The organism is Nocardia sp. NPDC059228, from assembly GCF_042754245.1.
GTDB lineage: Bacteria > Actinomycetota > Actinomycetes > Mycobacteriales > Mycobacteriaceae > Nocardia.
In genome coordinates, this window is the sequence record NZ_JBHZAL010000004.1 from 209,573 (window position 1) to 231,697 (window position 22,125).

Genomic DNA, 22,125 nt, shown 5'->3' on the forward strand with positions numbered 1-22,125 from the left:
CCTGCGGGTATGGAGAGCGTGCTGGCGTTGCTGCGGGGTGTGTGCACCGGGCTGCCCGAGGTGACCGAGCGGGTCAGTCACGGGGAGCCGTGCTGGTTCGCGGGCGGGAAGAAGATGTTCGTGATGTTCGCGGATCATCATCACGACGAGCGGGTCGGATTCTGGTGTGCGGCACCGGCGGGGGTGCAGGAGGAGTTGGTGGCCGCTGAGCCGGAGCGGTTCTTCCGGCCGCCGTATGTGGGGCATCGCGGATGGCTCGGCGTGTATCTGGATACGGCCGTGGAGTGGGACGAGATCGGGGAGATCGTCGAGGACGCCTATCGGGTGGTGGCCGCGAAACGGCTTGTGGCGGAGCTGGATCGGCGGATGGCGTCCGAGTGACGAGAACCGGCCCGCCGGTATCGCCGGGCCGGTTCATGCTTTCCGGGATCAGCGCAGGGGGCCGAAGAAGACCTGGAGGTCGCGGGCGAGGTGGGCGGGGGCCTCCATCGCCGGGAAGTGCAGGCCGCGTTCGAATTCGGTCCAGTGGGCGTCGGCGGGGGCGGGGACGACGCGGCGGACGGTCTCGTCAGCGCCGAAGATGGCGAAGCCCTGCGGGACCGACGGGGGAGCGCCCCATTCGGTGGAGTGGGACTGCTCGTAGAGGGTGTGGGCGGCCGACGCGCCGGAGCCGGTGAACCAGTAGAGGCTGACGGTGGTGAGGAGTTGGTCGCGGTCGATGGGGAAGTCGGTCCACGCCTCGAATCTCTCGGCGATCCAGGCCAATTGGAGCAGGGGGGAGTCGACCAGGCCGTAGCCGATGGTCTGGGGGCGGGAATTCTGGATGGCCAGGTAGCCGGAACCCTCGCGGCGGAAGGTGTCCATCCGATCCAGGATGACCTTGTCGATCGGGTCGTTGGGATCCAGGCCGTCGGCCAGACCGGGCAGGAACGTCGCGACATTGGCGGCGGTGAGCGGGTCGGTGACCACATGGATGCCGGTGACGTGCTCAGGGTCCAGGGCTGCGACCAGGCCCGAGACGCCGCTGCCGACATCGCCGCCGTGCACGCCGTAGCGGTCGTACCCCAGGCGGGCCATGAGTTCGATCCACGCGCGGGCGGCGCGGGCCATGGTCCAGCCGACGGCGCTCAGCGGCGTGGACAGGGTGTAGCCGGGCAGGGACGGGGCGATCACATGGAAGGCCGGGCCCTCGGCCGGGTCGGTGAGCAGGCCGATGAGGCCCATGAACTCGGCGATCGAGCTGGGGAATCCGTGGGTGATCAGCAGCGGCCGGGCATCGGGGCGCTCGGAACGGACATGCAGGAAGTGGATGTGCTGGCCGTCGATCTCGGTGGTGAACTGGGGGAAGGTATTGAGCGCGGCTTCCTGTGCGCGCCAATCGAATTCGGTGCGCCAATAGTCGGCCAGCTCGCGCAGGGCGGTTTCGGTGATGCCGCGCTCCCAGCCGGTGCCGGGCAGCTGGGCGGCCCAGCGGGCGCGGTCCAGGCGGTCGTGCAGATAGTCCAGGTCGGACTGGGGGACGTCGAGGGTGAAGGGACGAATCTCGGTGCTCATCAGGCTGTTCCGTTCACTGGGGAGAGCCTCGCCGGAGGCTCTTCGTCTTTCGCTCGACACCACGGTATGGACCATTGCGGAACAGTTCGTTCCGCAATGCGCGGATACCATCGAGAAATGCTGGAAACCTCCGCCCGCCTGCTGCGGCTGCTGTCGCTGCTGCAATCCCGGCGCGACTGGACCGGGGCCGAACTCGCCGCACGGCTCGAGGTCACCCCGCGCACGATCCGCAAGGACATGGATCGGCTGCGTGAGCTCGGCTATCCGGTGGCGGCGCGGCCCGGCGTGGACGGGGGATACCGGCTCGGGACCGGTGGCGCGCTGCCGCCGCTGCTGCTCGACGATGACGAAGCTGTCGCGGTGGCCGTCGGATTACGCACCGCCGCAAGCGGTTCGGTCCTCGGCATCGAGGAGACGTCGCTGCGCGCGCTGACGAAACTGCAGCAGATCCTGCCGTCACGGCTGCGGCACCGGGTCAGTGCCTTCCAGAACGCGCTGCCGGTTCCGATGCGCGGGCCCCGGGTCGGCGCCGACACGCTGATCGCCATCGCCGCCGCGTGCCGCGACCACGAACGCCTGCGGTTCGACTATCGGACCCACTCGGGCGCATCCTCCCGGCGTGTGGTCGAGCCGTACCGTCTCGTCAACCACCGCCAGCGCTGGTACCTGCTGGCGTGGGATCTCGACCGCGGCGACTGGCGGACCTTCCGCGCCGACCGCATGGACCCGCGCCCACCGGCCGGACCGCGCTTCATTCCGCGTCCCCTGCCGCCCGACGCCGAGATCGCGTCCTATGTCGAACGCGGAATCGGCTCGGCGACGTGGCGTTTCCGTGCCCGCGTGATCGTGCACGCCCCCGCCGCTCACGTCCGCGCGCGCATCCCGATCCCCATCGACATCGAGGAACTCGGCGACAACCGCTGCGCCTTCGAACCCGGCTCCGACCACCCCGAAATGCTCGCCCTCTACCTGGGTCTGCTGGACGCCGACTTCGACATCGTCGATTCCCCCGATCTGGTCGCGGCCCTGCGCACCCTGATCGACCGCTACCAGCGTGCCGTCGGCACAGCCGGCCGAGCGACCGCCCGCGACCGTGCTGACCGCCCGCGACCGTGCTGACCGCCCGCGACCGTGCTGACCGCCCGCGATAGTGCTGACCGCCCGCGATAGTGCTCGTCCAGCACGGGCACCGGATCCAGTTCCGACACCTGATGCCCCGCATTGCAGTGATCGGTGAGATCCTTCCCGTCCCGCGCCTGCACCACCCGCAGCTCATCCACGCAATCGATCAGTGACTCGGCAACTTTCGCCGCATGCCGATACCCCGGCGCATCCCGATCGGCGACCACCCACACCCGATGCGCACCCCGCAGCCATTCGGCATGCTCCCGATGCCACCCGTTCGCCCCGCCCGCATTGCAGGTGGCGGTCAACCCGGCACGCGTGGCAGTGAGCACGTCCGCCTCACCCTCGCAGACGACGATGTCACGGCCGTCCTCCACGGCGTCGATCACCTCGGGCAAATGGAACGGAAGCCGCTCGAATCCGCCGTACTCCCAACCGGTTTCGGTCCGGCGCTGCTGATAGAAGCTCTTCACGTACCCCTGTCGATGCAGCGTCCGAACCCGGAACACACACCCCGCCGGACTGCCATCCGGCCACCGGTAGATATACGCCGCCACCCGCCGCGACCGCCCGATCGGCGGACCGAAGTCACGCTTGTGCACCGAAAGTGCCAGCCCCGCAGCCAAAATGGCCCGATCCGCCAGCCCCGTCTCCACCGTCCCCCGCGTCGGTGACCCCCGCCGCTCCGCCGGGGCGTCGAACAGGTCCCGCACCCGCAGCCCGAGCCGCTCCAGCACCTCCTCATCCGAACACCCGGCGAAACACCGGACGACCGTCCGCTGGCGCTGCAGGCTGTACACGACCCCCAGCGACGGCCGATGCCGCCGCCCATCCGCCTCGTGCACCGGACACAGGTAGGTAGTCCACTCGGTGCCGCGCCTCCCCGGCCCGGACACCCGATTCAGCGCCCGGTTGATGGTCTCCCACGATCCCTGACTGCCCATCACGCCGGTCCTCTCAACTACCGGTGTACCCCGTTGAGCAGCGTTGTCAACCGTCATGAATCCGGTTGTAGCGCAACCGGAATCAACCGCCCGATATCCGCGTCGCCCTGGCGCGGGATGGACTCTCCCGGGCGGTGGATATCGGCTGATCCGGATGGCGTGGGGTAGCCGGAGTCGATGGCGGCCGCCACGAAGCGGACGACCGGTACTGCATGAAACCTGCTGGGGCGCAGGAATGGTGAGAATTCACAATCGGAGTGGAACTCGGGCGTGTCGGGCGTTCGGGCGGCAAGAATGGACCGCATGGTTGCGGTCGGGGGTCGGGCAAACTCGTGGGAAGCCGATGCGGCGGCGGGCGGGGGCCCGGTGCCGGGAGTGGATGTCGGGAAGTATCCGCTGGACTCGCCCGGGAGTGCGGCGTGGCTGGCGGCGGTGGGCGAGGCGCGGGCCGAGCTGGCCGCGGATGGATGCTGCGTGCTGCGCGGGTTCATCAGGCCCGAGCTGCTGAATACCTTGCGTGGCGAGGGGGTGGCGTTGGCTCCGCACGCGTATTACACCGTGGAGGACGTCAACGCCTACAACATTCCCCTCGATGCCGATCTACCGCCGGACCATCCGGGGCGGATCGTGCTGCACCGCGGGAACGCGTTCGTGGCAAGGGATCTCATTCCCGCGGACGCGCTGATCCACCGGCTGTACACCGACCGCCGGTTCCAGCGGTTCGTGGCGGACTGCTTCGGGCTGGCCGAGCTCCACGAGTACACCGACCCGCTGGCGGGGTTGTGCCTCAATGTGGTCGCGCCGGGAATGTCGCATCCGTGGCATTTCGATACCAACGAGTTCACCGTCAGCATGCTCACGCAGGAGCCGGAACGCGGTGGGGTGTTCGAGTACTGCCCGAACATCCGGTCGCGGGAGGCGGAGCACCTCGCGGATGTGCGGGACGTGCTGACGGGGCAGGGGGAGCGGTTCGTCCGGCGGCTGGAGTTGCGGCCGGGGGATCTGCAGCTGTTCCAGGGGAGATTCTCGTTGCACCGGGTCGCGCCCGTAGGCGGGACGGTGCAACGGCATTCGGCGATCTTCGCCTACAGCGACACCCCGGGACTGATCGGCACCGCCGAGCGGACCCGGCAGCTGTTCGGGCGGGTACTGCCGGATCATCTGGCCGTCGGTGAGGTCCGCGGCGATCGACTGCTCGACTGAGAGGGAACAGCTCGTGCCGGTTTCGTTACACAGCTCCACCGGAAAAGCCTCGTTCGACCACATCTACGACCGCCCCGATCCACGCGAGTATTACGCGCGCATGGCCGAATTGGATTACCAGATACCGGAATTGGCCAAACCGCATTTCCAGCGGCTACTCGCGGAATATCGGTCGGCCACCGGCATCGCCACCCCCGCGGTCCTCGACATCGGCTGCTCCTACGGCGTGAACGCGGCCCTGCTGCGCCTGGACACCACCATGACCGACCTGGCCGGACGGTACCGCGGCCGCGACAGCGACGACACCGCCGCGCTCATCGATCGCGACCGGCAGCTGCTGCACACCCGCGATCAGCTCCCCGGCGTCCGCTTCATCGGCATGGACGCCTCCCGCCCCGCTCTCGACTACGCCGGCGCCGCCGGCTTCCTCCAGGACGTCGTGCACGCCGACCTGGAGTCGGGCGACCCCACCGAGGCCCAGCGCCGCACCCTCGCCGCCGCGGACCTGGTCATCTCCACCGGCTGCGTCGGCTACGTCTCCGAACGCACCCTGCTGCGGGTGGCCCGCGCCCACGGCGGAAAACTGCCCTGGATGGCACATTTCGTGCTGCGCATGTTCTCCTTCGACCCCATCGCCGCTCACCTGGAGACCCTCGGCTATCACACCGAACGCGCACCCGGCGTGTTCCGCCAGCGGCGCTTCGCCTCCGCGGACGAGCAGGCGCGGGTACTGAACACCCTGGCGGACAGCGGAATCGATCCCGCCGGCGCCGAATCCGACGGGTGGCTCTACGCCCAGCTGTATCTGTCGCGGCCGAAAGTCAGCGTCGCGACCGAACAATGAATCGCGTCGCACATCGAATTCACATCCCGGATTCACCTGAAAACTCCCCGCGATTGTTACGGTGAATCGGTGGCACCAGCGAAGATCGTAATTGTCGGCGGTGGTTTCGCGGGCGTCGAGTGCGCCCGATATCTGGAACGCCGAGTGCGGCCCGACGAGGCGTTCATCCAGCTCGTCTCGCCGGACGCCGGACTGCTGTACCTCCCGCTGCTACCGCAGGTCGCCTCCGGCACCCTCAACCCTCGGTCGGTCTCGGTGTCCCTGCGCCGGATCCTGCGCCGCACCGAGGTGGTGCCGGGCATGGCGGTCGGGGTGGACCACGACGCCCGGCGGGTGGTGGTGCGCCGATCCACCGGCCGCGAAACCGCCCTCGAGTACGACCATCTCGTCCTGGCCCCGGGCTCCATCACCCGGGTGCTGGACGTGCCCGGGCTCAAGGAGCACGGCTTCGGTATGAAGACCCTGCCGGAGGCCATGTACCTGCGCGACCATGTGCTGCGGCAACTGGACGTCGCCGCGCTGCGCGGCGGGCTGGACGCGGACCGGGAGCGGCTCAACTTCGTCACCATAGGCGCGGGCTACGCCGGGACCGAGACCGCCGCGGTCCTGAACAAGGTCTGCCACGCCGCCGCCAAGCGCTTCTTTCCCGAAACCGAACGCGGCATGGTGCGGTGGCACCTGGTCACCCACGGCGACCGCATCATGCCGGAGCTGGGCGAGCGGCTCGGCGCGGAGGCGAAAAGGATTCTGGCCGAACGCGGAATCGAACTCATCTCCGGAGCGTCGGCGGCGGAGGTGACGGCCAACGGGGTGAAACTCACCAATGGGCGATTCATCCCCTCCCGCACCGTGCTGTGGACCGCCGGCGTCACCCCGAGCCCGCTGGCAGGGCACCTCGGCGCGGAAACCGACAAGGGACGCATCATCGCGCACGCCGACCTCTCTGTTCCCGGGCTGGAGGGCGTGTGGGCCATGGGTGACGCCGCCGCCGTCCCTGATTTGACCGACGGCGTCGACAAGGTGTGCGCGCCCACCGCCCAGCACGCCATCCGCCAGGGCCGGCACCTGGGCAAGAACCTGCTGGCGACCTTGCGTGGCGGACGATCCGAACCCTACCGGCATCCGGATCTCGGCATGGTGGTCGACCTCGGCGGCCGCGACGCGCTGGCCCGCCCGCTCGGCATCGGATTGCGTGGTGTCCCAGCCCAATTCGTGGCACGCAGCTACCACCTGATGGCGCTGCGCACCGTCGTCGCCCGCGCCCGCGTGGCGTTCGACTGGACCGTGCACGGCCTCAGCGGCGACGACTTCCTGCGTATCGGCTACGGCGACTACCAGACCCACACCATCGGCGGATTCGAGCAGTCCGGCTGCTACCTGCGGACCGACGAGGTGCCGCGGGTGCTGAAGGGGCTCGGCGATCCCGGGTGACTCCGCAACCCGCATGAAAACTATTGTGGCGCAGTAAATCCACATCCCGGCCGACCGTGTGGTTTCGGGCGAAAGCCTGGCGCTCGGACGGTTTCGATGACAAGAATGGGTGCTGTGACCGCCAGGGGGACGGTCACGCGTGTGCAAATGCCAGGTTGCCCCTATCCGACGACCCACGAGGACACCCCTTGAGCGACAGCACCTTCGCCTTCGACGAGCAGCTGCCCCGCGTCCCGCTGCCCACCCTGGAGGAGAGCTGCACCCGCTTTCTGCACTGGTGCGCGCCCCTGCTGACCTCCGACGAGTACGCCGCCACCGCGGCCGCCGTCGAGGATCTGCTGCGCCCCGACAGTCCCGCCCGCATCCTGCACGCCGATCTGCAGCGGTTCGACGAGACCCCGGGCGTGGGCAGCTGGCTCGACGAGTTCTGGCCCTCCCGCTACCTGGGCCGCCGCGACCGGATCGCGTTGAATGCGAACTTCTTCTTCCTGTTCCGCGACGACACCGCCCTCGCCTCCTCGACCAGCGCCGACCAGAGCGAGCGCGCCGCCGCCCTCATCGCCGCGACCGTCGGCTACAAGCTGCGCCTGGACAAGGAGGAGATCCCGCCCGCCACCCAGCGCGGCACGCGACTCAATATGGCGCAGAACAAGTTCCTGTTCTCCGAGACGCGCATACCGGACGCGCCGCAGGACACCGTGCGGGCGCCCTACAGCGATGCCTGGCCCGGACCCTCGGACGCCCGCCACATCGTGGTCTTCTACCGCGGCACCATGTTCCGCATGGAGGTCATCGGCCCCGGCGGCGTCCCCTACACCCCCGAGGACCTCGCCGACGGCCTGCGCGCCGTCATGAAGGCCGGTGCGCGCCGCGCCGCCACCAACACCTCGCCCGGGCACCTCACCACGCTCGCCCGCGCCGACTGGGCGCCGGTCTACGCCGCCCTGCGGCCCGCCAATGCCGCCGCCTTCGACACCATCGAGACTGCGCTGTTCTGCGTCTGCCTCGAGGACTTCGCGCCGCGCGACACCCTGCACGCCTGCGACCAGCTGCTGCACGGCGACAGCGGCAACCGCTGGTTCGACAAGTCGGTGTCGTTCATCGTCTTCGCCGACGGCGAAGCGGGCATCAATGTCGAGCACTGCGGCCTGGACGGCACCACCATCCTGTCCTTCGTCGACACCCTGCTCGAGGCGCCGGTGAGCGACCACGCCGAACAGTCGGGCGCGCAGGCGCAGGGCCTGCCCGCCATCGAACCCGTCGAGTTCGTCCTCGGCCCGGAATCCAAGACCGAGATCGCCTCCGCCGCCGCGTCTTTCGCGCAGTACGCCGCCGACAACGCCACCACCACGGTGTCGTTCGACTTCGGCACCAACCGCGCCAAGCGGCTGGGCATCTCCCCGGACGCCTTCGCGCAGCTGAGCTATCAGCTCGCGCACCGCCGCAGCAAGGGGCTCAACGGCGCCACCTACGAATCCATCGCCACCCGCCAGTTCCGCAACGGCCGCACCGAGGCCATGCGCGTGATCACCCAGAAAATGCTCGATTTCGTTGCCGCCATGGAGGATCCGGCCGTGGACCGGGACCGCAAACTGGTGGCCCTGCGCACCGCTGCCGAGGCACACGTGCGCCGCGCCCAGGAATGCCAGCGCGGCGAGGCCCCCGAACAGCACCTGTGGGAACTGCAGTGGATCCAGCGCCGCCGCGGCGAACAGCTCGGCGCCACGGCCCCGATGGCCTTCTACGACAGCCCCGGCTGGACCATCACCCGCGACGACTACCTGAGCACCAGCTCCGCGCCGTCGGTGAACATCCAGTACTTCGGGTTCGGCTCCACCAGCCCCAAGTGCATCGGCATCGCCTACGTGCTGCTGCCCGACCGCTGGAACCTCTACCTGGCCACGCCCAAGCACGTCGCCCAGCAGATGCACGACTTCGCCGAGCAGCTGCGCGGGGCGGTCGCCGAACTCGCCGAACTGCTCACCGTATAACCGATTGCGGGGAGTGTGCGCCCGTCTGAAAGAATCACTCCCCGTGAAATCTTTCGAAGCCCTGTTCGCCGAGCTGCAGGATCGTGCCGCCAACCGCCCCGAGGGGTCGGGCACCGTCGCCGCCCTGGACGCCGGCGTGCATGCGCAGGGCAAGAAGGTGCTCGAGGAAGCCGGCGAGGTCTGGATCGCGGCCGAGTACCAGAGCGATGAGGAACTCTCCGAGGAGATCTCGCAGCTGCTCTACTGGGTGCAGGTGCTGATGGTGGGCCGCGGGCTGCGGCTCGAGGACGTGTACCGACATCTGTGATGCGCCGGTGCGCCGCACGAACGTGCGGCGCACCGTTCGCTCAGCCCCCTGTCGACACGTCTTCCCTCCCCGTTCCGAAAGGACCTCCCATGCTTCGCGTCGCAGTCCCCAACAAGGGCGCACTCTCCGAATCCGCCCTCGCCATCCTGTCCGAGGCGGGCTACCGCAAGCGCACCGACTCCCGTGAGCTGAGCGTGCTGGACCCGGTCAACCAGGTCGAGTTCTACTTCCTGCGGCCCAAGGACATCGCCATCTACGTCGGTTCCGGCGAGCTCGACCTGGGCATCACCGGCCGCGACCTGGCCCTGGATTCCGGTGCGCCCGTGCAGGAACGGCTCGCCCTCGGCTTCGGCCGCTCCACCTTCCGCTACGCCGCCCCGGCCGGGCGCGAATGGAAGGTCGAGGACCTCTACGACAAGCGCATCGCCACCTCCTACCCGAACCTGGTGCTGACGGACCTGGCGAAGCACGGCATCGAGGCCGAGGTCATCCGCCTCGACGGCGCGGTCGAGATCTCCATCCAGCTCGGCGTCGCCGACGCCATCGCCGACGTGGTCGGCTCCGGCCGCACCCTGCGCCAGCACAACCTGGTCGCCTTCGGCGAGTCGCTGTGCTCCTCGGAGGGCGTGCTCATCGAGGCCGAAGGCGCCGACCAGCACGACAAGGCCCGCAACCAGCTCGTCGCCCGCATCCAGGGCGTGGTCTTCGCCCAGCAGTACCTGATGCTGGACTACGACTGCCCCAAGGCGCTGCTCGAGGAGGCGGTCAAGATCACCCCCGGGCTGGAGTCGCCGACCGTGTCGCCGCTCACCGATCCCGAGTGGGTCGCGGTGCGCGCGCTGGTGCCGCGCAAGAACGGCAACGAGCTCATGGACCAGCTCGCGGACCTGGGCGCCAAGGCGATCCTGGCCACCGACATCCGGTCCTGCCGCGCCTTCTGATTCCGGCCGGGTCAGGACGGGCCGGATTCCGGCTCGTCCTCGCCGGACGGGAAAGGCGGTGGGGTGCCGCCGAATTCGGGGCATAGTCGCTTGAAATCGCAGTACTCGCAGAGCCAACTCGGGCTGGGCGGGAACTCCCCGGTCTCGGCGGCGGTCACGATGGCGGCCCACAGCGCCGACAGGATCCGCTCGAAGCGCAGCAGTTCCTCCGGGTCCGGCGCGTAGGTGAGGGTGACGCCGTCGGCGAGGTACATCAGCCGCAGTTCCGCCGGCGCCCGGCCCTGGGTGCGCAGCAGGACCAGGGCATAGAACTTCAGCTGGAACAGGGCCCGGGTCTCGTAGGTGAGGCCCGGGGCGCGGCCGGTCTTGTAGTCGATGACGTGCAGTTCCCCGTCGGCCGAGCGGTCGATGCGGTCCACGATGCCGCGCAATGGCGTGCCGTCGGGGAGGTCGGCCTCGATGAAGGTCTCGCACGACTCCGGATCGAAGCCCGATGGATCCTCCAGCCGGAAGTACACGCCCACCAGCTTGCGCACCTCGGCCAGGAACCCGGGCAGCTCCTCGGCCGGGATCAGCGACTCCACCTCGGGCTGCGACTCGCGCACCCCCGTCCACGCGGGTTCGACGAGAGCGGCCGCGGCCTCGGCATCCCGCTCGGTGGCGGGCAGCCCGAACAGTGCCTCCAGCACGGCGTGCACCACCGTGCCGCGCACCGCCGCTCGCGAGGGCGGTTCCGGAATCCGGTCGATGACCCGCAGCCGGTATTTCAACGGGCACTGCTTGAAATCGATTGCGCGCGAGGGGGATAGGGCGGGGCCACGCGGAGCGAACCGCGCTGTCTCCGGGGTACTGATCACGTCAACCGACATACCTGGCAGGCTAAACGCAGGCACCGACAAGGTGCGGACGAATCCGGCGCAGCACATTCGCGGCGACGCACGACTTCACCACAACCACGCAGAACGGAGATTCATGACGGCCAGACGGACCGGCCCATTCCAGATCGGTGACCGGGTACAGCTGACCGACGCCAAGGGGCGCAAGTTCACGGTGATCCTGGAGGCGGGCAAGGAATTCCACACCCACGCCGGCCACATCAACCACGACGACCTCATCGGCGCCGACGAGGGCTGCGTGGTGAACTCCGCCAAGGGCACCCCCTACCTGGCCCTGCGCCCGCTGCTGACCGACTACGTGCTGTCCATGCCGCGCGGCGCGGCGGTCATCTACCCCAAGGACTCCGCCCAGATCGTCCACGAGGGCGACATGTTCCCCGGCGCGAAGGTCCTGGAGGCCGGCGCCGGCTCGGGCGCGCTGACCTGCTCGCTGCTGCGCGCGGTCGGCCCCGAGGGCAAGGTCATCTCCTGGGAGATCCGCGACGACCACGCCGAGCACGCGGTCAAGAATGTCGAGCGCTTCTTCGGCGAACGCCCCGCCAACTGGGAACTCACCCTCGGCGACGTGGCGGACTACGCCGGCGAACAGGTCGACCGCGTCGTCCTCGACATGCTCAAGCCGTGGGACGCGCTCGAGGCCGTCTCCAAGGCACTGATCCCCGGCGGCGTCTTCCTCGCCTACGTGGCCACCACCACCCAGCTCTCCGAGGTGGTCGAGGCGCTGCGCCGCCAGGGCTGCTGGACCGAGCCCACCGCCTGGGAATCCATGGTGCGCCCCTGGCACGTGGTCGGCCTCGCGGTGCGCCCCGAACACCGCATGCAGGGCCACACCGCCTTTCTGGTCAAGGCCCGCCGCCTCGCCGACGGCGTCACCGCCCCCAAGCCGCAGCGCCGCCCGTCCAAGGGCTAGCGCGCCGGGAAGATATTTCTCGACGCCGGATCCGGCCTCGAAACGAACGCGCCCCCGCCACGGAACGGCGGGGGCGCGTCGTCGTGTTCAGCCGATCGCGAGGCGGTTTCGCGGCGTCAGCAGGGCGCCTTGCCCATGGCCAGGATGGTGCAGCCGGTGTTCTCCGACAACTGCCAGCCCGCGTCGGTGTGCTGCCAGCTCATGGGCACGCCGGGCATGGTGCCGTGCGGGGAGACGATGGCGACCGAGACATTGGCGGTGTCGCCGTTGGCCTGCACACCCGAGACCGTCCAGCCGATGCTGCCGTAGTTGGCCAGGCCCCGGTTCATCGTCTCGAGGTTCGAGGTGCGCGCACCGCCGTTGACCATCAGGTTCGCCTTGTCGGCGGCGGGCACGGCCGGGTCGGTGAAGCGGGTCAGCGTCGACTGCAACTCGTCGGCGGAGGGCGCGGGGGTGTCGGCGCCGGCGAGGCCCGCACCGGAGGTGAGGGCGACGGCGGCCGCGGCGACGGCCAGGGACAGGCGAACGGAACGAGCGAGCATGAACGAACGGGCCTTTCAGGACTCGAGGAGGTGGTTACTGGCAGGCCGCGCGGGCCATGCCGAGGATCGTGCAGGCGCCGGCGTCGGAGAGCTTCCACGCGCCGTCGCTGTACTGGAAGGTCATCGGGACGTCGGGCATGGTGCCGTGCGGGGAGGTCACCGACACCTTCGCGTCGGCCTTGGTCCCGTCCTGCTTGATCTCACCGACGGTGAACCCGACCTGGTAATGGGCCAGTCCCTGGTTCATGGTGTCGATATTTCCGAGACGTTTGTCGCCGTCGACGACTAGTTTGGCCTTGTCGGCAGCCGGCTTCGCCGGGTCGGCGAAGGCCGTGAGCACGCCCTGCAGGGCGTCCGCGGTCGGCGCGGGCGCGGCGGCGGTGGCCGATACGGTGGTGGTCGAGGACGAAGAACCCTTGTCGTCGGAGCCGCAGCCGGTCACAGTTGCCGTAACGGCCGCGAAGGCCGCGACGGTAGCCACGGAAACACGAAGCGTCCGCGTGACGTTGCGCATACCAGGAGTACGACTGGTGGGAAGGAGCATCAACGGCGCCTTTCGGCTCGGTCCGGCGATTAACTCACCGGAAACAGGTTAGGGCAGGCTAACATGCTCGTCCGGCCTGCAGGCCGCAGCCTAGATGTGATCACGACGAAACCATGTCGGAAAGCGGGAACGGTTAGAGCCCGGTAGCGTTGATAGACCGGGACTGGGAGGAGCAGCATCATGAGCCCCATCGAACATTCGGATTCGGCCGCCTGGAGGGAACTCGAGGCAGTACGTGCCGAGGCCGCTGCACTCCGGAGGCAACTCGCCGACACGCCGGATCGCACACGGGAATTGGAAGCGCGCGTCGATTCGCTGACGATTCGCAATACCAAACTGATGGACACCTTGAAGGAAGCGCGCCAGCAACTGGTCGCTCTCCGTGAGGAAGTGGACCGCCTCGGCCAGCCACCCTCGGGCTACGGCGTCCTCATCGGCGTGTACGACGATCAGACGGTCGATGTGTTCACTTCCGGGCGCAAGATGCGGCTGACGTGTTCGCCGAATATCGACACCACCACCCTCCACTACGGGCAGACCGTGCGTCTCAACGAGGCGCTGACCGTGGTCGAGGCGGGCGGTTTCGACACCATCGGTGAGATCGGCACGCTGCGAGAGGTTCTCGACGACGGGCGCCGCGCGCTGGTCGTCGGGCATGCCGACGAGGAGCGGGTGGTCTGGTTGTCCGGGCCGCTGACCGCCCTGGTCGACGTGGACGACCTCGAGGATCCGGATCGTCCGATTCGCAAACTGCGGCCGGGTGATTCGCTGCTGGTCGACACCAAGGCCGGATTCGCCTTCGAGCGCATCCCCAAGGCCGAGGTCGAGGACCTGGTGCTCGAAGAGGTGCCGGATGTCGGCTACGAGGACATCGGCGGTCTCTCGCGCCAGATCGAGCAGATCCGCGACGCGGTCGAATTGCCGTTCCTGCACAAGGATCTGTTCCGCGAGTACGCGCTGCGCCCGCCCAAGGGCGTGCTGCTCTACGGTCCGCCCGGTTGCGGTAAGACGTTGATCGCCAAGGCCGTTGCCAACTCGCTCGCCAAGAAGATCGCCGAGGCGCGCGGTGAGGATGCCAAGGAAGCCAAGTCGTTCTTCCTGAACATCAAGGGCCCCGAGCTGCTCAACAAGTTCGTGGGTGAGACCGAGCGCCACATCCGGATCATCTTCCAGCGGGCCCGCGAGAAGGCGTCCGAGGGCACCCCGGTGATCGTGTTCTTCGACGAGATGGATTCGATCTTCCGCACCCGCGGTTCCGGCGTCTCCTCCGATGTGGAAACCACCGTTGTGCCGCAGCTGCTCTCGGAGATCGACGGTGTCGAGGGCCTGGAGAACGTGATCGTGATCGGCGCCTCCAACCGTGAGGACATGATCGATCCCGCGATCCTGCGGCCCGGCCGCCTGGACGTGAAGATCAAGATCGAGCGCCCGGATGCCGAAGCCGCGCAGGACATCTTCTCCAAGTACCTGACGGAGACGCTGCCGCTGCACAGCGAGGATCTGCAGGAGTTCGACGGTGATCGCGGCAAGTGCGTGCAGGCCACCATCGAACGCGTGGTGGACCGCATGTACGCCGAGTCCGAGGACAACCGCTTCCTGGAGGTCACCTATGCCAACGGTGACAAGGAGGTGCTGTACTTCAAGGACTTCAACTCCGGCGCCATGATCCAGAACATCGTGGACCGGGCCAAGAAGTACGCCATCAAGTCCGTCCTGGAAACCGGCAATCCGGGTCTGCGTATCCAGCATCTCTACGATTCGATCGTGGACGAGTTCTCCGAGAACGAGGACCTGCCCAACACCACGAATCCCGATGACTGGGCCCGCATCTCGGGTAAGAAGGGCGAGCGCATCGTCTACATCCGCACCTTGGTGACGGGGAAGAACGCCAGCGCCAGCCGCGCCATCGACACCGAGTCGAACACCGGCCAGTACCTGTAAGCCGGAAAAGCCAAGGGGCTCGCATCCTTTCGGATGCGAGCCCCTTCGCACGCGTGGAGGCGGTGCGAGTCAGCTGATCCCGGGGATGAAGCCGGGGTAGACCCAATGCGAGACACCGCCGCCCGGGGCGCCGGAGCCGCTCACGTTCGGGAAGTTGAACGGCAGCCGCTTCAGGGCGTGCGGGTTGCCGTCGGCGTCGGCCTGGACGCAGTTGGTGGTGACGCCGTGGAAGCCCGAGCACACGATGCGGGTCGAGGTGCCGAACGGCGAGGTGAGGCGGGCACGGTTGACCAGCGGGTTCCAGAAGTCGGGGTCGCCGGGGGTGAGGAAGTCGTGGGTCTCGAAAACGTAGATGGGGCTGCGGTCCTGCTGGACCGGCCAGTCGTCGGCGGCCGCGGGGCCGGCGCCGAGGACGAGGGCGGCACCGGTGAGGGCGGCCGCGGCGGCCAGGCCGGTGACGCTACGGGTGATCGTGTTCATGTACCCCTCCATGGAACGTCGATTGACTGTGCGCATCGATGAGAGCATCGGTTCGTGCCGGGTGACTGTAACGGACGGCATGGTCGCGGTGGGGGCAATCACCCGCCGGAGACGGTGATCACCGGGTGCTGCGCAGCCGCCGATCCTCGGTCCAGTCGACGATGAGCCGGCGCTGCCGGAACCGCCACGCGCCGCCGTCGCGGGCGAAGGTGTCGTCGTAGCGGATGTACATGACGAAGACCCGGGAGCCGTCGGCATCATCGTAGACATGGGAAGCGGTGCAATAGGTTTCGCCCCGCACCTCGTCACCGGAGAAGTCCAGCAGCTGGTTGGCGATCACGTGCCGGGTGATGCGGTAGCGGTCGAGGGGCCGCATGGCCGCTTCGATCTGGGTGCGGCCGCGCACCGTCGTCGTGGGCTGCTCGCCACCCCACTCGATGACCAATGTGCCGTCCGCGGTGAAGAGTTCGGCGATCGCCGCATCGCGGCGGCGGTCGGCGTGGGAGGCGTAGCGCTCGGTCAGTTCGCGCAGGGCGAGTCGGGTTTCCAGCTGGTCCATGGGGTCTCCTCGATAGGGTCAAGATCGTTTCTACTGGTCCGGGGCAGGCGTGACCCGCGATTGCCCGCTGGGTGGATGCGGTGTCAGGCCCGCCGGACCCGACGGTAGGTCGGCACGGCCACCGCGGCGGTCGCGAGATGCCGTGCCACCTCGGGGATTACGGAGTCGGCGAGGGCGGCGACGGTGAGGCGCAGGTGGTCGGTGTGGGGGTGGTCGGTCACCTCGAACGGGCCGCCCGGGGCCGCTTTGATGCCGGCGGCGGCCAGGGAGATCATGGCGGCGTTCTCGTCCGTGACGGGGAACCAGAGGTTGATCCCGTCGCCGCGGGGGAGACGGATGTCGTGGTGCGACAAGGATTTTCGCAGGGCGTCGGCGCGAGCGCGATAGATGCCGCGGGCCGTGGTGACGGTGGTGCGGGCGGCGTCGTCGGTGAGCATGTGCAGCAGCACCCGCTGGAGCAGCCGGCTGGTCCAGCCCGGTCCCAGCATGCGCCGTTCGAGGAGCGGGTCGAGCAGGTCGGCGGGGCCGCCGACGGCGGCCAGGCGCAGGTCCGCGCCGTGGGATTTGGAGTAGGAGCGAATGTGCACGGTGCGGGTCGGCAGGCGGGCCGCGAGGGAGCGCAGGGGCGCGTGGGTGATGCCCGAACTGTGGTCGTCCTCGACGATGACCGGCGTGCCGCCCGCGACGACCGCGGCATCGGCCAGCACGTCGGCCAGTTCGCGCACCCGCCGCGCCGACAGCGAGGCGCCGGTGGGGTTCTGAGCGCGCGGCTGGAGCAGCACGAGGACCGGGGAGCGGGCAGCCAGGGCGGCGGCCAGCCGATCCGGGCGCATACCGGATTCGTCGAGATCGATGGGAACCGCTCGCGCCCCGAGCCGGGCCAGCAGGTCCAGAAACGGCGGGAAGCACGGGTTTTCGACCGCCACCGCGTCACCCAGCCGGACGTGGGCGGCCAGCAGGCGGTCGACGGCGTCGAGCGCGCCGTCGAGGATGGTGAACCGTTCGGCGCGGGCCGGCCAGTCCGCGCGAATGGCGGCTTCGAGCTCGGGGAGCACGGCCTCGCCGAGGTAGGTGGCCGACAGGTCGTCGATGCGGCCGTCGTCGCCGAGACCGCGTAATGCGGCGGTGAGGTCGGGCAGCAGCGCCGGATCGGGGGTGCCGCGTGAGAGGTCGATGCGGAAGACGCTGTCGGAGTGGGGGTGGAGGCGTTGATAGCGTCCGGCGGCGGGCGCGCGGGGGGCGTGCGGCGCGTCCTGGACGAAGGTGCCCGCCCGGCCGCGCGCCACGATCGCCCCGGCGGCCGCCAGCGCCCGCCACGCCTGATTGACCGTCACGGGGGAGACCTTCAGCTCCCGGGCCACCTCGCGCACGGTGGGCAGCCGGGTGCCGGGTGCCAGCGCGCCGGACCGGATCCGCTGGCCGATTCCGGCCGCGATCCCGGCCGCGGTGCGGTCGTGTGCGGCGGCGGCCAGGTCGGCGGCGGATTCGGCGGTCACAGACTCAGTGTGCGAGGGGGACGGGGGTGGCTCCGACGGGTGGGCCGGAGGTTTTACGGTCACGAAATCGTTTCCTTCATCTTGTAACACAAGCGAATTCGTTTCCGGTGCAGTATCACAAACTATGGCGATTGTTCGAGCGGCGCTGGTGCAGACGAGCTGGACCGGCGACAAAGAGTCAATGATCAAAGCGCACGAGGACTACGCGCGGCAGGCTGCTGCGGCGGGGGCGAAGGTGATCTGCTTCCAGGAGTTGTTCTACGGGCCGTACTTCTGCCAGGTCCAGGACACCAAGTTCTACGACTACGCCGAATCGGTGCCGGGTCCCACCGTGGAGCGGTTCGCGGCGCTGGCCCGCGAGCTCGGCCTGGTGATGGTGCTGCCCGTCTACGAGCAGGAGCAGCCGGGACTGCTGTACAACACGGCGGCGGTGGTGGACGCCGACGGGAGCTACCTCGGCAAGTACCGCAAACACCACATTCCGCAGGTCAACGGGTTCTGGGAGAAGTTCTACTTCCGCCCCGGCAATCTGGGTTGGCCGGTCTTCGACACCGCCGTCGGCAGAATCGGGGTCTATATCTGCTACGACCGGCACTTCCCCGAGGGCTGGCGGGCGCTGGGCCTGGCCGGAGCGGAGATCGTGTTCAATCCCTCGGCTACCTCGCGCGGACTGTCGAGCTACCTGTGGAAGCTGGAGCAACCCGCCTCGGCGGTGGCCAACGAGTACTTCATCGGGGCCATCAACCGGGTGGGCATCGAGGAGTACGGCGACGACGACTTCTACGGCACCAGCTACTTCGTCGACCCCGAGGGGCAGTTCGTGGGCGAGGTCGCCTCCGACACCGCCCCCGAGCTGGTGGTCCGCGACCTGGACATGGAACTGATCACTGTGGTGCGCGACCGCTGGGCCTTCTATCGGGACCGGCGTCCGGATGCCTACGGAAAGCTGGTGGAGCCGTGAGCACGACGTTCATCCACGGCGGAATCGTGGTGTCCGCCACCGGATCCCAGCCCCTCGACGTCCTCATCGACGGCGAGACCATCGCCGCGGTGGTGCAGCCGGGATCCACCGCGCTCGGCGCCGACCTGGCCGCCACCGCCGACACCGTCATCGACGCCACCGGCAAGTACGTGATCCCCGGCGGCGTCGACGGCCACACCCACATGCAGCTGCCCTTCGGCGGCACCGAGGCGTCGGACACCTTCGAGACCGGCACCCGCGCCGCCGCGTGGGGCGGTACCACCACCATCGTCGACTTCGCGGTGCAGAAGCCGGGCGAGCGGGTCCAGGACAGCCTGGCGCTGTGGCACGAGAAGGCGGCCGGAAACTGCGCCGTCGACTACGGATTCCATCAGATCGTCGGCTCGGTGGACGCCGAATCCCTCGAGGGCATGAGCGAATTGGTGTCCGAGGGTGTCACCAGTTTCAAGCTGTTCATGGCCTACCCGGGCGTCTTCTACTCCGACGACGGCCAGATCCTGCGCGCCATGCAGACCGCGGGTGAGCTCGGCGCCCTGCTCATGATGCACGCCGAGAACGGGATCGCCATCGATGTGCTGGTGGAACAGGCGCTTTCGCGGGGCGAGACCGCGCCGTACCACCACGGCGTCACGCGCCCGTGGCAGATGGAGGAGGAGGCCACCCACCGCGCGATCATGCTGGCGCAGGTGACGGGCGCCCCGCTCTACGTCGTCCACGTCTCCGCCAAACAGGCCCTGGAACAGATCGCGGAGGCACGGGGCAAGGGCCAGAACGTCTTCGGCGAGACGTGTCCGCAGTACCTGTACCTCTCGCTCGAGGAGAACCTGGGCGCACCGGGTTTCGAGGGCGCGAAATGGGTGTGCTCGACACCGCTGCGCGCCCGCGCCGAAGGCCATCAGGACGAGCTGTGGCGCTACATCCGCACCGGCGACGTCAGCACCGTGGCCACCGATCACTGCCCCTTCTGCATGAAGGATCAGAAGGAGCTCGGCCTCGGCGATTTCAGCAAGATTCCCAACGGGATCGGCGGCGTCGAGCACCGCATGGACCTGATGTTCCAGGGCGTCAAGGACGGCCGCATCTCCCTGGAGAAATGGGTGGAGGTGTGCTGCACCGCCCCGGCCCGCATGTTCGGGCTCTACCCGCGCAAGGGCGTCATCAGCCCCGGCGCGGATGCGGACGTGGTGATCTACGACCCCCACGGGCACACCAGCATCGGCCTGGGCAAGACCCACCACATGAACATGGACCATTCGGCCTACGAGGGCTTCGAGATCGACGGGCACGTGGACACCGTGCTCTCGCGCGGCCGGGTGATCGTCGACGCGGGGCAGTACCTGGGCAGCGCCGGCCACGGCCGGTACGTCAAACGCGGCCTGTCCCAGAACCTCATCTGACGAACCCGAGCTACGAGGGGAGAGTGCCGCATGGACATCGGTGTGGTGCTGCAGTGCACGCCGCCCGCGTCACGGGTGGTGGAACTGGCGAGAATCGCGGAGACACACGGGTTCTCGCACGTGTGGACCTTCGATTCGCACCTGCTGTGGCAGGAGCCCTACGTCATCTACAGCCAGATTCTCGCCGCGACCCGCAAGATCATGGTGGGCCCGATGGTGACCAACCCGTCCACTCGTGACTGGACCGTCACCGCCTCCACCTTCGCCACCCTCAACGACATGTTCGGCAACCGCACCATCTGCGGTATCGGCCGCGGCGATTCGGCCGTCCGCACCCTGGGCGGGCGGCCCGCCACCCTGGCGACCCTGCGCGAATCCATCGAGGTCATCAGGGAATTGGGCAACGGCCGCAGCGTGCACATCGGCGACACCACCGTTCGCTTCCCGTGGGCGCGGGACTCCCGCCTGCCGGTGTGGGTCGCCGGATACGGTCCGCGCGCCCTGGATCTCACCGGTGAGGTGGCCGACGGGTTCATTCTCCAGCTCGCCGACCCGGACATCACCGCCTGGACCATCGCCCGCGTCCGGGCCGCCGCCGAACGCGCGGGCCGGGACCCGGGGGCGGTGACCATCTGCGTGGCGGCACCCGCCTACGTCACCGACGGCACCGTCGGATCGCTGAAACACGCACGGGAGCAATGCCGTTGGTTCGGCGGCATGGTCGGCAACCACGTCGCGGACATCGTCGCCCGCTACGGTTCCGACTCCGAGGTGCCCAAGGCGCTGACCGACTACATCGCCGGGCGGCGCGGTTACGACTACAACGTGCACGGCCGGGCGGGAAACGTGCACGCCGAGTTCGTTCCCGACGACATCGTGGACCGCTTCTGCATTCTCGGCACCCCGGACGAGCACCTGACCCGGCTGCGCGAGCTCGAGGCCCTGGGCGTCGACCAGTTCGCGGTCTACCTGCAACACGACGCCAAGACCTCCACCCTCGAGGCCTACGGCGAATCCGTCCTGCCGCGCCTGGCACATCCGATCGAGGCGACGGTGACCGGATCGTGAGAGTGACGACGACCGACCTATCATCCCCGGCCAGTACCGAGCCACAGGAATTCTCGTTCACCCGTACCGCCCTCGCGGGCCGCGGGCGCGGATGGCGGCTGCTGTACCCGATCATGGCCTTCGCTCTGCTCATCGCGATCTGGGAGCTGGTGAAGGCGCTGGTTCCGGCCAATGGCGTGAGCATCGGGAACCAGCGCGTCCTGCCCCGCACCTCCGACGGCGCGCTGCCGCATTCCTGGGCGGTGCTGACCGTGCTGGGGGAGCGGGACGGGAAGACCACCGTCGGTGCGACCCTGCTGCGCACGGCGGGCTTCACGCTCGAACTCGCGCTGCTGGCGCTGGTGCTGGGCACGGTGGTCGGCGTCGCGCTGGCGGTGCTCATGCAGCGGTTCTCGTGGGTCGAGCGCGGGCTGCTGCCGTATGTGATCGTTTCGCAGACCGTGCCGCTGATCGCGCTGGCCCCGCTGGTGGCGGGGTGGGGCGGCAAGATCGTCATCGCGGGCCGGCCGTGGCAGCCGTGGATGAGCATCGTGGTGATCGCGTCGTACCTGGTGTTCTTCCCGGTCGCCATCGGCACGCTGCGCGGATTGCAGTCTCCGGCACGGGCTTCGGTGGAGCTGCTGCACAGCTGCGCGGCGGGATGGTGGGCCACCCTGATACATCTGCGGCTGCCCGCGGCGGTGCCGCACATCCTGCCCGCCCTGCGGCTGGGCGCCGCCGCCGCGGTGATCGGCTGTGTGGTGGCCGAGATCTCGACCGGCACCGCGGGCGGGATCGGCCGTCAGATCATCGTCTTCTCCCAGCAGTCGACCGGCAATGCGGCGCGGTTGTACGCCGCGGTGATCGCGGCGGCCCTGCTGGGCGTGGTGCTCACCGGATTGGTCTCGCTCGCCGAGGTGCTGCTGCGCCGCTATGCCCGGCCCGGCCACACCGCGGGAGCAGCCCGGTGACCATCGCTCTACCCGTTCGT

General features: G+C 68.8%; 22 protein-coding genes. 14 read left to right on the forward strand and 8 right to left on the reverse strand.

The genetic code is table 11. The annotated features are described in order from the left end of the window. Positions 1-9 precede the first annotated feature (9 nt). Positions 10-381, forward strand: a complete 372-nt coding sequence (locus ACFXKA_RS09195; RefSeq protein ID WP_354832078.1) for an MmcQ/YjbR family DNA-binding protein — start codon at positions 10-12, stop codon at positions 379-381. Positions 382-429: 48 nt separating this feature from the next. Here ACFXKA_RS09195 and ACFXKA_RS09200 read toward each other — a convergent pair whose 3' ends face one another. Beyond that, the gene (locus ACFXKA_RS09200) at positions 430-1,554 is read right to left on the reverse strand and encodes an epoxide hydrolase family protein (RefSeq protein ID WP_379426761.1); all 1,125 of its coding nucleotides are present in this window, start codon (positions 1,552-1,554) and stop codon (positions 430-432) included. 117 nt (positions 1,555-1,671) lie between these two features. Here ACFXKA_RS09200 and ACFXKA_RS09205 point away from each other — a divergent pair, with 117 nt between their 5' ends. After that, positions 1,672-2,673: a helix-turn-helix transcriptional regulator gene (locus tag ACFXKA_RS09205; RefSeq protein ID WP_379426762.1), complete on the forward strand. Its 1,002-nt coding sequence runs from the start codon at positions 1,672-1,674 to the stop codon at positions 2,671-2,673. Here ACFXKA_RS09205 and ACFXKA_RS09210 read toward each other — a convergent pair. Further along, positions 2,601-3,623 carry a toprim domain-containing protein gene (locus ACFXKA_RS09210; protein ID WP_379426763.1) on the reverse strand — a complete coding sequence of 341 codons (1,023 nt, stop codon included), beginning with the start codon at positions 3,621-3,623 and terminating at the stop codon, positions 2,601-2,603. The two genes, ACFXKA_RS09205 and ACFXKA_RS09210, sit on opposite strands and share 73 nt — an antisense overlap. Positions 3,624-3,926: 303 nt before the next feature. On the opposite strand from ACFXKA_RS09210, the gene ACFXKA_RS09215 reads away from it, so the two are divergent. The 6 genes from ACFXKA_RS09215 to hisG all read left to right on the forward strand — a co-directional run bounded on the left by ACFXKA_RS09215 (position 3,927) and on the right by hisG (position 10,340). Next, on the forward strand, positions 3,927-4,826 hold the full coding sequence (locus ACFXKA_RS09215) for an arpA protein (RefSeq protein ID WP_379426764.1): 900 nt from the start codon (positions 3,927-3,929) through the stop codon (positions 4,824-4,826). A gap of 13 nt (positions 4,827-4,839) precedes the next feature. After that, positions 4,840-5,670 (forward strand): class I SAM-dependent methyltransferase, encoded by an 831-nt coding sequence (locus ACFXKA_RS09220; protein WP_379426765.1) that lies wholly within the window; start codon positions 4,840-4,842, stop codon positions 5,668-5,670. Positions 5,671-5,739: 69 nt separating this feature from the next. Beyond that, complete coding sequence (locus ACFXKA_RS09225) at positions 5,740-7,101, forward strand: NAD(P)/FAD-dependent oxidoreductase (protein WP_379426766.1); 1,362 nt, start codon at positions 5,740-5,742, stop codon at positions 7,099-7,101. 188 nt (positions 7,102-7,289) lie between these two features. Beyond that, on the forward strand, positions 7,290-9,092 hold the full coding sequence (locus tag ACFXKA_RS09230; protein ID WP_379426767.1) for a choline/carnitine O-acyltransferase: 1,803 nt from the start codon (positions 7,290-7,292) through the stop codon (positions 9,090-9,092). Between the two features lie 43 nt (positions 9,093-9,135). After that, positions 9,136-9,399 carry a phosphoribosyl-ATP diphosphatase gene (locus ACFXKA_RS09235; protein ID WP_033085388.1) on the forward strand — a complete coding sequence of 88 codons (264 nt, stop codon included), beginning with the start codon at positions 9,136-9,138 and terminating at the stop codon, positions 9,397-9,399. Positions 9,400-9,488: 89 nt separating this feature from the next. After that, on the forward strand, positions 9,489-10,340 hold the full coding sequence (gene hisG, locus ACFXKA_RS09240; RefSeq protein WP_354832094.1) for an ATP phosphoribosyltransferase: 852 nt from the start codon (positions 9,489-9,491) through the stop codon (positions 10,338-10,340). 11 nt (positions 10,341-10,351) lie between these two features. On the opposite strand, the gene ACFXKA_RS09245 is transcribed toward hisG, so the two are convergent. Then, positions 10,352-11,209, reverse strand: a complete 858-nt coding sequence (locus ACFXKA_RS09245; protein ID WP_354832096.1) for a RecB family exonuclease — start codon at positions 11,207-11,209, stop codon at positions 10,352-10,354. 103 nt (positions 11,210-11,312) lie between these two features. Here ACFXKA_RS09245 and ACFXKA_RS09250 point away from each other — a divergent pair, with 103 nt between their 5' ends. Further along, positions 11,313-12,146 carry a tRNA (adenine-N1)-methyltransferase gene (locus ACFXKA_RS09250; protein WP_354832098.1) on the forward strand — a complete coding sequence of 278 codons (834 nt, stop codon included), beginning with the start codon at positions 11,313-11,315 and terminating at the stop codon, positions 12,144-12,146. A gap of 116 nt (positions 12,147-12,262) precedes the next feature. On the opposite strand, the gene ACFXKA_RS09255 is transcribed toward ACFXKA_RS09250, so the two are convergent. Further along, entirely contained in the window at positions 12,263-12,688 is a 426-nt protein-coding gene (locus ACFXKA_RS09255; RefSeq protein ID WP_379426768.1) for a hypothetical protein, read from the reverse strand. A gap of 34 nt (positions 12,689-12,722) precedes the next feature. Continuing rightward, on the reverse strand, positions 12,723-13,169 hold the full coding sequence (locus ACFXKA_RS09260; protein WP_354832102.1) for a hypothetical protein: 447 nt from the start codon (positions 13,167-13,169) through the stop codon (positions 12,723-12,725). Between the two features lie 243 nt (positions 13,170-13,412). Here ACFXKA_RS09260 and arc point away from each other — a divergent pair, with 243 nt between their 5' ends. Continuing rightward, positions 13,413-15,173 (forward strand): proteasome ATPase, encoded by a 1,761-nt coding sequence (arc, locus tag ACFXKA_RS09265; protein ID WP_354832104.1) that lies wholly within the window; start codon positions 13,413-13,415, stop codon positions 15,171-15,173. A gap of 69 nt (positions 15,174-15,242) precedes the next feature. Here the strand turns inward: arc and ACFXKA_RS09270 are convergent, their stop codons facing one another. The 3 genes from ACFXKA_RS09270 to ACFXKA_RS09280 all read right to left on the reverse strand — a co-directional run bounded on the left by ACFXKA_RS09270 (position 15,243) and on the right by ACFXKA_RS09280 (position 17,708). Continuing rightward, positions 15,243-15,653 (reverse strand): hypothetical protein, encoded by a 411-nt coding sequence (locus ACFXKA_RS09270; protein ID WP_379426769.1) that lies wholly within the window; start codon positions 15,651-15,653, stop codon positions 15,243-15,245. Positions 15,654-15,771: 118 nt separating this feature from the next. Beyond that, positions 15,772-16,212: a nuclear transport factor 2 family protein gene (locus tag ACFXKA_RS09275; RefSeq protein ID WP_379426770.1), complete on the reverse strand. Its 441-nt coding sequence runs from the start codon at positions 16,210-16,212 to the stop codon at positions 15,772-15,774. 83 nt (positions 16,213-16,295) lie between these two features. Further along, positions 16,296-17,708, reverse strand: coding sequence for a PLP-dependent aminotransferase family protein (locus ACFXKA_RS09280; protein WP_379426771.1), 1,413 nt, complete (start codon positions 17,706-17,708; stop codon positions 16,296-16,298). Positions 17,709-17,832: 124 nt separating this feature from the next. Here ACFXKA_RS09280 and ACFXKA_RS09285 point away from each other — a divergent pair, with 124 nt between their 5' ends. Genes ACFXKA_RS09285 through ACFXKA_RS09300 form a run of 4 tightly spaced genes read left to right on the forward strand, consistent with a single transcriptional unit; the run spans position 17,833 to position 22,105 of the window. Then, positions 17,833-18,669: a nitrilase-related carbon-nitrogen hydrolase gene (locus tag ACFXKA_RS09285; RefSeq protein WP_379426772.1), complete on the forward strand. Its 837-nt coding sequence runs from the start codon at positions 17,833-17,835 to the stop codon at positions 18,667-18,669. Beyond that, complete coding sequence (gene hydA, locus ACFXKA_RS09290; protein WP_379426773.1) at positions 18,666-20,087, forward strand: dihydropyrimidinase; 1,422 nt, start codon at positions 18,666-18,668, stop codon at positions 20,085-20,087. The genes ACFXKA_RS09285 and hydA overlap by 4 nt, the downstream gene beginning before the upstream one ends. A gap of 30 nt (positions 20,088-20,117) precedes the next feature. Beyond that, entirely contained in the window at positions 20,118-21,155 is a 1,038-nt protein-coding gene (locus tag ACFXKA_RS09295) for a TIGR03842 family LLM class F420-dependent oxidoreductase (protein ID WP_379426774.1), read from the forward strand. Continuing rightward, positions 21,152-22,105: an ABC transporter permease gene (locus ACFXKA_RS09300; protein WP_379426775.1), complete on the forward strand. Its 954-nt coding sequence runs from the start codon at positions 21,152-21,154 to the stop codon at positions 22,103-22,105. Before ACFXKA_RS09295 ends, ACFXKA_RS09300 begins: the two co-directional genes overlap by 4 nt. Positions 22,106-22,125: the final 20 nt, after the last annotated feature.

What these genes read in the sequence shown, in the direction of transcription:
- ACFXKA_RS09245 (WP_354832096.1), bottom strand. Translation starts at nt 11,209, where the DNA reads ATGTCGGTTGACGTGATCAGTACCCCGGAGACAGCGCGGTTCGCTCCG.
- ACFXKA_RS09205 (WP_379426762.1), top strand. Translation starts at nt 1,672, where the DNA reads ATGCTGGAAACCTCCGCCCGCCTGCTGCGGCTGCTGTCGCTGCTGCAA.
- arc (WP_354832104.1), top strand. Translation starts at nt 13,413, where the DNA reads ATGAGCCCCATCGAACATTCGGATTCGGCCGCCTGGAGGGAACTCGAG.
- ACFXKA_RS09195 (WP_354832078.1), top strand. Translation starts at nt 10, where the DNA reads ATGGAGAGCGTGCTGGCGTTGCTGCGGGGTGTGTGCACCGGGCTGCCC.
- ACFXKA_RS09215 (WP_379426764.1), top strand. Translation starts at nt 3,927, where the DNA reads ATGGTTGCGGTCGGGGGTCGGGCAAACTCGTGGGAAGCCGATGCGGCG.
- ACFXKA_RS09270 (WP_379426769.1), bottom strand. Translation starts at nt 15,653, where the DNA reads ATGAACACGATCACCCGTAGCGTCACCGGCCTGGCCGCCGCGGCCGCC.
- ACFXKA_RS09285 (WP_379426772.1), top strand. Translation starts at nt 17,833, where the DNA reads ATGGCGATTGTTCGAGCGGCGCTGGTGCAGACGAGCTGGACCGGCGAC.
- ACFXKA_RS09275 (WP_379426770.1), bottom strand. Translation starts at nt 16,212, where the DNA reads ATGGACCAGCTGGAAACCCGACTCGCCCTGCGCGAACTGACCGAGCGC.
- ACFXKA_RS09210 (WP_379426763.1), bottom strand. Translation starts at nt 3,623, where the DNA reads ATGGGCAGTCAGGGATCGTGGGAGACCATCAACCGGGCGCTGAATCGG.
- ACFXKA_RS09200 (WP_379426761.1), bottom strand. Translation starts at nt 1,554, where the DNA reads ATGAGCACCGAGATTCGTCCCTTCACCCTCGACGTCCCCCAGTCCGAC.
- ACFXKA_RS09250 (WP_354832098.1), top strand. Translation starts at nt 11,313, where the DNA reads ATGACGGCCAGACGGACCGGCCCATTCCAGATCGGTGACCGGGTACAG.
- ACFXKA_RS09255 (WP_379426768.1), bottom strand. Translation starts at nt 12,688, where the DNA reads ATGCTCGCTCGTTCCGTTCGCCTGTCCCTGGCCGTCGCCGCGGCCGCC.
- hisG (WP_354832094.1), top strand. Translation starts at nt 9,489, where the DNA reads ATGCTTCGCGTCGCAGTCCCCAACAAGGGCGCACTCTCCGAATCCGCC.
- ACFXKA_RS09295 (WP_379426774.1), top strand. Translation starts at nt 20,118, where the DNA reads ATGGACATCGGTGTGGTGCTGCAGTGCACGCCGCCCGCGTCACGGGTG.